This is a genomic window from Pseudanabaena sp. SR411 (assembly GCF_002251945.1).
Classification (GTDB): Bacteria; Cyanobacteriota; Cyanobacteriia; order Pseudanabaenales; family Pseudanabaenaceae; genus Pseudanabaena.
This window is the reverse complement of the sequence record NZ_NDHW01000056.1, coordinates 62,077-71,178: the sequence shown is the minus strand read 5'-3', so window position 1 is coordinate 71,178 and position 9,102 is coordinate 62,077. Positions and strand designations below refer to the sequence as shown.

Here is a 9,102-nt window from a genome sequence, read left to right as displayed (position 1 = left end):
GCTTTGGCTTGCTCAACTCAGTCCCCTCAAACCTAAAAAGCACGGTCGCTTACCTAAAAGCATTTTTCGTCTTGGTTTTGATTCTCTGCGTCACTTCATCTTTGACCTTCATCTCAATTCTCTAACCTTTTTTAACTCCATTAATTTTTTGTCCTGTACTTAGATCAATGCCACCAAGCCTCTAATTTCTATACTCTAGATGGATTTCGGCTTTTGCATTTCTGCGAGAAAATATCCAATCATGATGCCAAAAGAACTTGCGACCAAATCACCAATATCAAAAGTGCGATTTGGCGAAAGCGATTGGGCTAACTCTTCGACAACAGTAAATATCACAAATAGCAATGGAAATAAAGGCAAGGCTTTAGACCAAAATTTGACTGTGCGCCAATTTCCAGCCAACTGTCCTAAAAAAGTCGCTAGCCCATAGAGAAACACATGACCAGCTTTATCATTCTTAGTCAGATATTCTGGTAGCGCATGATTATAGGCAAGCACAATGATTAATGTAAATACGATCAGGTAAATTACAACCAGAATTTTCCAAACTAACTTGTTAGACTTCATCGCAAAGATTTTAACTCAACTTAATTTAACCTACAGCGATTTGCGCTCAATCGTTTTGCCATTGAGTTTAGCGATCGCATTCCTCTCTAACCTTTTCCTTTGACACAATCTTATTGACAAATTCTAGAAGCGTTGGGTGGTTGAGCGTATTTTTTCTTTGTTCTCTCGCTTGAGGCATTTGAACAGAGAGTACGAACTTTTACCTAAAACTTCTGAGGTTTTTTCTGTGTTGGTATTATTCACATCCTTCTCAATCATCTTGCTTAACTTCTCAAATATACTCGCAATTCTATTGTTACTTCTATTTTTATTACTTCATCTTCTACAATGATTAATCTTGCTGCCATTTTCTTGCTCTCACTGATCAATTCATTTTTCTATTATTTCTTGATTTTTTACATTATCTCAAGGTTGCACCTGTTGTGATGATCATCAGGTTATCCTTATGCGTCACTTTAAGCAAAGATCTCTAGGCGGTGCATTTCATCCTTGAATTGGCGCAAATTTAGTCTCTAGTATAAATCAATTATCATTTGAAATCATGATAGATGCCTTGCCATCTAGACTATATAACAAGTATAGAGTTAAGCCCAAAAAATAACTGAGTAACTTATCTATAACTTTCCTATAACTTCTATAACTTTATTATCCCATCTTTCTACCAGTTTCCGAATAACTACGGATTTACAAATGTGATATAAAATGCTAAATTCTAATTTTAACTTGAGAGTATTCTAAATTTATTAAGCATACTCAATTACATTTAACCTTACATGCATGCTATTCATTGTGACTTCTGATGGAAATAAGCGCTGAAATGGATGTTGAACATACGGAATTTATGCCGAAATCTTCTTTTGATAGCCATAAGCATTTCTGGAAGCAGTTTCTAAAGGGAGTCAATGCAAGCACATTTTTGGGTGGAGATTCTGTAAGGGCTAAAGAGCATCTTTCAGTGCCTGAGTATCAGACAACTATTGCTTGTCTCAGGGAATCTTTCACTTCTATTTTTAACAAGTTTATTCGAGAAAAAAATCTAGATATTACATCCATATTGCAAGGGATTTGGGCTTTGCTTCTCCATCGTTATAGTGGTGACGAAAATATCGTCTTTGGGTTTCAGTCCGTCCCAACCACTCTGATATCAAGTGAAGACAATACTAAAAGCCAACCCATTCCCTTTCGCATCAAAATTAATTCTGACACATCAGTTCTACCTTGGCTCCTCCAGATTCAAGAACATTGGAAGATTGCTCAAACATATTCTCAAGTATCTCTAAGTCAAATTCAAGCATGGAGTGATATTCCTGCAGACATGTCACTATTTGAAACTTTGGTGATATTGGATGATCTAGAACAAGTGTCTGCGGCAATACCTGACTCCCCAATTACTCTTGGTGTAAAGGTAGAAACAAATTTGACATTGCAACTTAGATACGATCGCAACCGTTTTCAAGAAGCTGCAATTAATCGTCTTTTGGGACATTTGCAAACCCTGATAGAAAGTCTGGTCACGAATCCTGATCAGAAACTTGCAAGTTTGCCAATGTTAACCACTGCTGAGCGTCATCAGATTTTGATTGAGTGGAACAATACTCAAGTAACTTATCCTTCAGACCAAACAATTCATCAAATCTTTGCGGAGCAAGTAGCAAAATCTCCTGACAAAATTGCCTTAATTCTGCCATCCATCAATGCAGAAGCTCCAATAAGACTGACTTATAAAGAATTAGACAGACGTGCGAATGTTCTTGCCTGTGAGCTACAGAGTCTTGGAGTAGGCGCAGAGACATTTGTGGCGATGTGTATAGAAAGATCGATTGAGACGATCGTCGCTATTATCGGAATTCTTAAAGCAGGTGGGGTCTACGTCCCTCTTGATCCAGCTTATCCGCAAGAGCGCCTTGCTTTTATGCTAGAGGATACTCAAGCTCCTGTATTAATTACGCAGTCACATCTACGCGATCGCCTACCTCCTACTCAATCACATATTATTTGTCTAGAAACGGATTGGGGTAAGGAAATCACTGAAAGTATGCCAGAGGCAACCAAGGTCAATGCTGATAGCTTGGCATATGTTAACTATACCTCTGGCTCTACAGGTCGTCCTAAAGGAGTTGCCATTCCGCACCGCGCTGTTGCCAGACTAGTGTTTGGCACTAGTTTTACCGAGCTAGATGGCAATCAAACTTTATTACAACTAGCACCTATTTCCTTTGATGCTGCTACTTTAGAGATTTGGGGAGCGTTGCTTCACAGTGGTTGCTGTGTTTTATTCCCTAGTGATGGCATTCCCGATCCCCAAGACTTGAAAACAGTTATTCAAACTTACGGGGTTACCACCATGTGGCTAACTGCCGCATTGTTTAACACGATCATTGCGGAATCTCCTGAATCTCTCTCTGGTGTGAAAGAACTACTCACGGGTGGTGAAGCTCTCTCTCCCAGCTTTATTAGGTTGGCGCAAAAACATCTTCCTGAGACACAGCTAATTAATGGATATGGTCCTACGGAAAATACGACCTTCACTTGCTGCTACCGTATTCCTCGACCATTAGGAGATCAAGTGACATCAGTTCCCATTGGTAGACCGATCGCGAATACTCAGGTTTATATTCTCGATGCCCATAGTGAGCCTGTTCCCATTGGTGTATTGGGAGAACTACATGTTGGTGGTGATGGGCTTGCGCGTGAGTATATCAATCGTCCAGATCTAACTGCTGAGAAATTTATTCCCGATCCATTCAGTGCTGATTCTACAAAAAGGCTCTATAAAACAGGCGATCGGGTGCGCTGGTTGCCCGATGGCACGCTTGAGTTTGTTGAGCGGCTAGATAACCAAGTCAAAATTCGTGGTTTCCGTATTGAACTAGGTGAAATAGAGGCAGCTTTAAGCCATCATGAAAGTGTGCGTGATGCTGTCGTGATCGTGCGTGAGGACATTGTGGGCAGTAAGCGGCTGGTTGCTTACATCACTCCAAAATCTGAGCAATCTCCCAACATAAATCTCATTAAGTCTTATTTGCAAGATCAATTAGCTGATTACATGATTCCTGCGGCGATTGTCGTCTTAGACAAAATCCCTCTCACACCTAATGGGAAAGCGGATCGTCGTGCTTTACCAGCACCTGTCTCTATAGGAGTTGGGGATAACTTTATTGCCCCCAATACTCCCAAAGAAAGGATACTTGCCGAAATCTGGTGTGGGGTTTTGGGCTTAGATCAGGTTGGGATTGAAGACAATTTCTTTGACATTGGTGGTACTTCGCTGTTGGGCTTACAGATGGTGACGAGAGTCCAAAAACAGCTAGGTTCTGAATTCCGTGCTGTTAAGCTTTATCAATATCCCACCATCCGCACATTAGCGCAGTACCTCGATCGCGAAGAACACAAACAGTTAGAACAACCGCAACAAAAAAACAAACAACGCGATCGCCTTCTACAAAAAGCACCAAAGATTAACTCCGATGGAATTGCAATTATCGGTATGGTTGGGCGTTTTCCTGGGGCAGATACTGTCGAAGCCCTGTGGCAAAATCTCTGTAATGGCATAGAGTCCTGCACGACTTTTACTGATGCAGAAATCGATCCAAATGTTGATCTTGAATTACGTACTGACCCTAACTATGTGCGTGTCAGGGGCATTATCGAAGGAGCCGAAACCTTTGATGCAAGTTTCTTTGGAATTAGTCCCAGAGAAGCCGAAGTTCTTGATCCACAGGCAAGAGTATTTCTAGAGTTAGCTTATACAGCTTTGGAAAATGCGGGCTATATGCCTGAATCCTACGATGGTGCGATCGGGTTATATGCTGGCTCTGGTCAAAACACATACTTTGAGCATCACATCTGCGGTCGTCCTGAAATCATCAATCGGCTGGGTGAATTTCAGACGATGCTAGCGAACGAAAAGGACTTTGTAACTACTCGTACCTCCTACAAATTAGGGCTAACAGGTCCTAGCCTCAGCATTAATACCGCCTGTTCTACATCTCTAGTTGCTGTGATTCAAGCATTTCAGGGATTAATGAGTAATCAATGCGACATTGCCCTAGCGGGTGGTATTTCCATTACCACACCCCAAAATCGAGGCTATCTCTACCAAGAAGGTAGTATGCTCTCCCCTGATGGGCGTTGTCGTCCCTTTGATGCTAATGCTCAAGGAACAATGTTTAACAGTGGTGCAGGTATTGTCATATTGAAGAGATTGGAAGAAGCCTTAGATGATGGTGATCGCATCTACGCTGTGATTAAAGGCGTAGGTATGAACAATGATGGTACGGATAAGGTGAGCTTCACCGCACCAAGTGTCAACGGACAGGCGGGAGCAATTACCATGGCGCAAGCATCTGCTGGTATCCATCCTGAAACCATCTCTTATATTGAAACTCATGGAACCGCAACTCCATTGGGCGACCCCATCGAAGTTGAAGCTCTCACTCAGGCTTTTCGCACTCAGACCGATGCAACTCAATTTTGTGCGATCGGTTCAATTAAAAGTAACTTTGGACACTTAGTTGCTGCGGCTGGAGTGACAGGGCTGATCAAAACTGCCCTAGCTCTCTACTACAAAAAAATTCCACCTAGCCTTAACTTTGAATCACCTAATCCAGAAATTGACTTTGCGAATAGTCCTTTCTATGTCAACAACAAACTCGTTGATTGGGCTGCTGGTGAGACTCCTCGCAGGGCTGGCGTAAGTTCCTTCGGCGTGGGCGGCACAAATGCTCATGTTGTGTTAGAAGAAGCCCCATCAGTGGAAGTCTCTAGTCCTTCTCGTCCCTTTCAACTATTGCGGTTATCAGCAAAGACTAGTACTGCTCTAGAGCAGACCACGACAAACCTTAAGGAATACTTCAATCAAAATGTTGAGGCGAACTTAGCTGATGTAGCTTATACCCTAGATCATGGCAGAAAAGCTTACAATCATCGTCGTTTTGTTGTTTGTCGCGATCGCCTAGATGCGATCGCGATCTTAGAATCTCTTGATGTGAACCGCAGTGCCACAAGACTAAGTGAAATTCGCAATCCAGATGTGGTGTTCATGTTTCCTGGGCAGGGTTCGCAGTACCTCAACATGGGCAAATATTTCTACGAACATGAAATCGTATTTCGGGATGCTGTTAATCGCTGTGCAGAGATTCTACGTCCTTTACTAGATCGAGATCTCCTCCAAGTCATTTATCCAACCCAAAGCAAAGATGGTAACGATGAAGCTGCCACAGCTTTATTACGGCAGACTCAATACACTCAACCTGCCTTATTCACGATTGAATATGCTCTGGCGCTTCTCTGGCAAAGTTGGAGTATTCGCCCCGCAGCAATGATTGGTCATAGCATTGGTGAATTTGTGGCGGCTTGTTTATCGGGTGTGTTTTCCCTAGAGGATGGGCTAAAACTCGTTGCGACTCGCGCAAAGATGATGGGCGCATTGCCCAGTGGTTCCATGCTTTCAGTGCGCTTACCCGCAGAGGTGTTGCAAAAGCGTCTGAGTGATGACCTAGCGATCGCGGCGGTAAATGGCGCTTCGCTTTGTGTTGTGGCAGGACCAACTGAGGTAGTTAATAACTTGCAGCAACAACTGGAAGCCGAGGAGATTGTTTGTCGAACATTACATACCTCTCACGCTTTCCACTCGCCGATGATGGATCCAATTATTGAGCCATTCGCCGAAATGGTCAAAACTGTGCAGTTGTCGCCACCCAAAATTCCTTTTGTGTCAACGGTAACGACAGAATGGATCACCGACGCTCAAGCTACTGACCCGATGTATTGGGCTAGTCATTTACGCGCTACCGTTCGGTTTGCAGAGGGTGCTAAAAGGCTATGGGAGCAGCCTGCACGGGTTTTACTTGAAGTAGGTCCTCGTACCACAACCGCAACATTAGCGCGACAACAGGCAAAAGACATCAAACGTCAAATTGCGATTTCGTCTTTGGGTAGCACTGCCGATAACGATGCTGAATGGGCATCTATATTGCAAGCGATCGGGCAACTTTGGCTGGCTGGGGTTGATCTTGACAGAGCCAAGTTTTATGCTGATGAATACCGACATCGCATCCCACTACCCACCTATCCATTTGAGCGCAAGCGCTATTGGATCGATCCGAAACCTGCGATTGAACCAACGCTTCCCCTGCCCCCACCTGCTGAACCAATCCCAATTCAGCCCATCGTCGAAATTCAATCACTCCCACCCATCCCATCTTTACAACCCAATCCCACCCCTAATATAGAGGTGCAAGCGCATATTATGACTGAAGCTCGTAAGCAACAACTTATCCCCCAACTTCAAGAAGTTCTAGAAACCACCTCAGGGCTAGAAATTGATGGTAATGATGGCACAACGACATTCTTAGAAATGGGATTGGATTCTCTTTCTCTCACCCAAGTTGCCATGGCTTTGAAAAAGAAGTTCAAGGTTAAAATCACTTTTCGACATTTATTAGAAGATTATCCCAATCTCGATACGTTGTCTGACTTTGTACTGCGATCGCTTCCCCCAGATGCATTCCCCGCTCCAACCGCGATCGCAACTCCAGTAGAAGTTGTCTCTACCCCTGCTGTACCTGCTGTAACTGCTGCGACAACTCCAGTTGCTACTCCCACACCGATCTCTACCTATACTCCAGCCATGTCTAATTTTGTCGGACAACCTAATAATGCCAATGGCAATCATAACAATGGCAATGTACTGCCTTCACTCAGCCCTGAAATGGCTGGTACGATGCAATCTGTGGTGGCTCAGCAACTGCAAATTATGGCACAACAATTGCAGCTACTCAGTCAAGCGGGGGGGACGATTAGTCCTGTGATCGCAGCACCTGTAGTTCAGATGGTTGCACCTCCAGCACCTCCAGCAGCACCTTCAACTCAGCCCACACCTGTTGCTGCGCCAATCAAGGCAGAAACTGCAACAGTGACAGAGTCGGAGGAACCGAAACCACGCAAAAACTTTGGACCTGGAGCTAAGATCGAAAAGTCAGTCACTGCGGCGTTAACAGCAGATCAGCAAAAAGCCCTTGATCGCATCATTGCCCGTTATATCGCGCGGACTCAAGAATCAAAACGGCAGACACAGGAACATCGTAAATACCTTGCCGATCCACGCACAGTGTCGGGATTCACACCATTATTTAAAGAAATGGTGTATCCAATCGTCACTGATCGCGCATCTGGTTCTAAGCTCTGGGATGTCGATGGTAACGAATATGTGGATATCACCAATGGCTTTGGTTTGAACTTCTTTGGTTGGTCACCAGATTTCGTGACAGAAGCCGTAAAAGCACAGCTAGATAAAGGCATTGAAATTGGACCCCAAACGCCCCTAGCAGGTAAAGTTGCCAAACTAGTTGCCGAATTTACAGGCATGGAACGAGTCGCTTTTTGTAACACAGGTTCAGAAGCGGTGATGGCAACCTTACGTCTAGCTCGGACGGTTACGGGACGCGATCTCGTGGCGACCTTTGCTGGGGATTATCACGGTACATTTGATGAGGTACTTTACCGCCAAGGTCCCAAGCTTAAGACTTTACCCGCAGCTCCCGGGATTTTGCCCTGTATGTTTGAGAATTTGCTGGTATTGGACTACAACACACCTGAGTCTTTACAGATTCTGCGCGATCGCGCAGATGATTTAGCCGCAATCTTAGTAGAACCAGTTCGCAGCCGTGATCCCAATCTCCAACCCAAGGAGTTTTTACAGGATTTGCGGAGCTTAACTGAACAATCTGGAACTGCATACATCTTTGATGAAGTTGTGACTGGCTTCCGCGTCCACCCAGGTGGCGCTCAAGCTTATTTCAATATCCAAGCTGACATGGCAACTTACGGGAAAGTGGTTGGCGGCGGCTTACCGATTGGGATTGTAGCGGGTAAAGCTGAATATATGGATGCCCTTGACGGTGGGTTCTGGCAATATGGTGATAACTCTATTCCTGAAGTTGGAGTTACCTTCTTTGCAGGAACCTTTGTCCGTCATCCTATGGCGCTAGCCGCAGCCGAGGCTGTTCTCCATAAACTTAAGGCAGGTGGACCAGAGTTGCAGCGATCGCTTGCCGATAAGGTCAGTAAATTTGCAACTCATCTCAATCAGTACTTCAAGCAAATTGAAGCACCAATTGAGATCGCCCACTTTAGTTCTTATTTCTATATCAACTATCCCCATGAAAGTCCCTATGCCAGCTTGATATTCTATTTACTGCGCGAAAAGGGTGTCCATGTTTGGGATCATCGTCCTTGCTTCTTTACCCTATCCCACTCCGATGCTGATATCGAATTTGTGATTAGAGCCTTTAAAGATACCGTTGCCGAAATGCAGATGATTGGATTTTTACCACAGCCTAAGAATGTTTCTAACGGTAATAATGGAGGATTTGATCGTAATCGTCCACCACAATCAGGCGCTCGTTTGGGACGCGATCCTGAAGGTAATCCTGCTTGGTATATTCCTGATCTAGATAATCCTGGTAAATATTTACAACTCGGTGGCGTTTCGTAAATATTCCACTTGACTCAGTTTTCAAGCTGTCTACGACA

The 9,102-nt window shown here is 44.1% G+C and carries 2 protein-coding genes; one reads left to right on the top strand and one right to left on the bottom strand.

The genetic code is table 11. The features are described 5' to 3' along the window. Window positions 1-195 precede the first annotated feature (195 nt). The gene (locus B9G53_RS03835) at window positions 196-567 is read right to left on the bottom strand and encodes a VanZ family protein (RefSeq protein WP_094529337.1); all 372 of its coding nucleotides are present in this window, start codon (window positions 565-567) and stop codon (window positions 196-198) included. Between the two features lie 799 nt (window positions 568-1,366). Between B9G53_RS03835 and B9G53_RS03830 the strand changes: the two genes are divergently transcribed. Then, window positions 1,367-9,064, top strand: coding sequence for a non-ribosomal peptide synthetase/type I polyketide synthase (locus tag B9G53_RS03830; RefSeq protein ID WP_176453086.1), 7,698 nt, complete (start codon window positions 1,367-1,369; stop codon window positions 9,062-9,064). The last annotated feature ends 38 nt before the right edge of the window (window positions 9,065-9,102 follow it).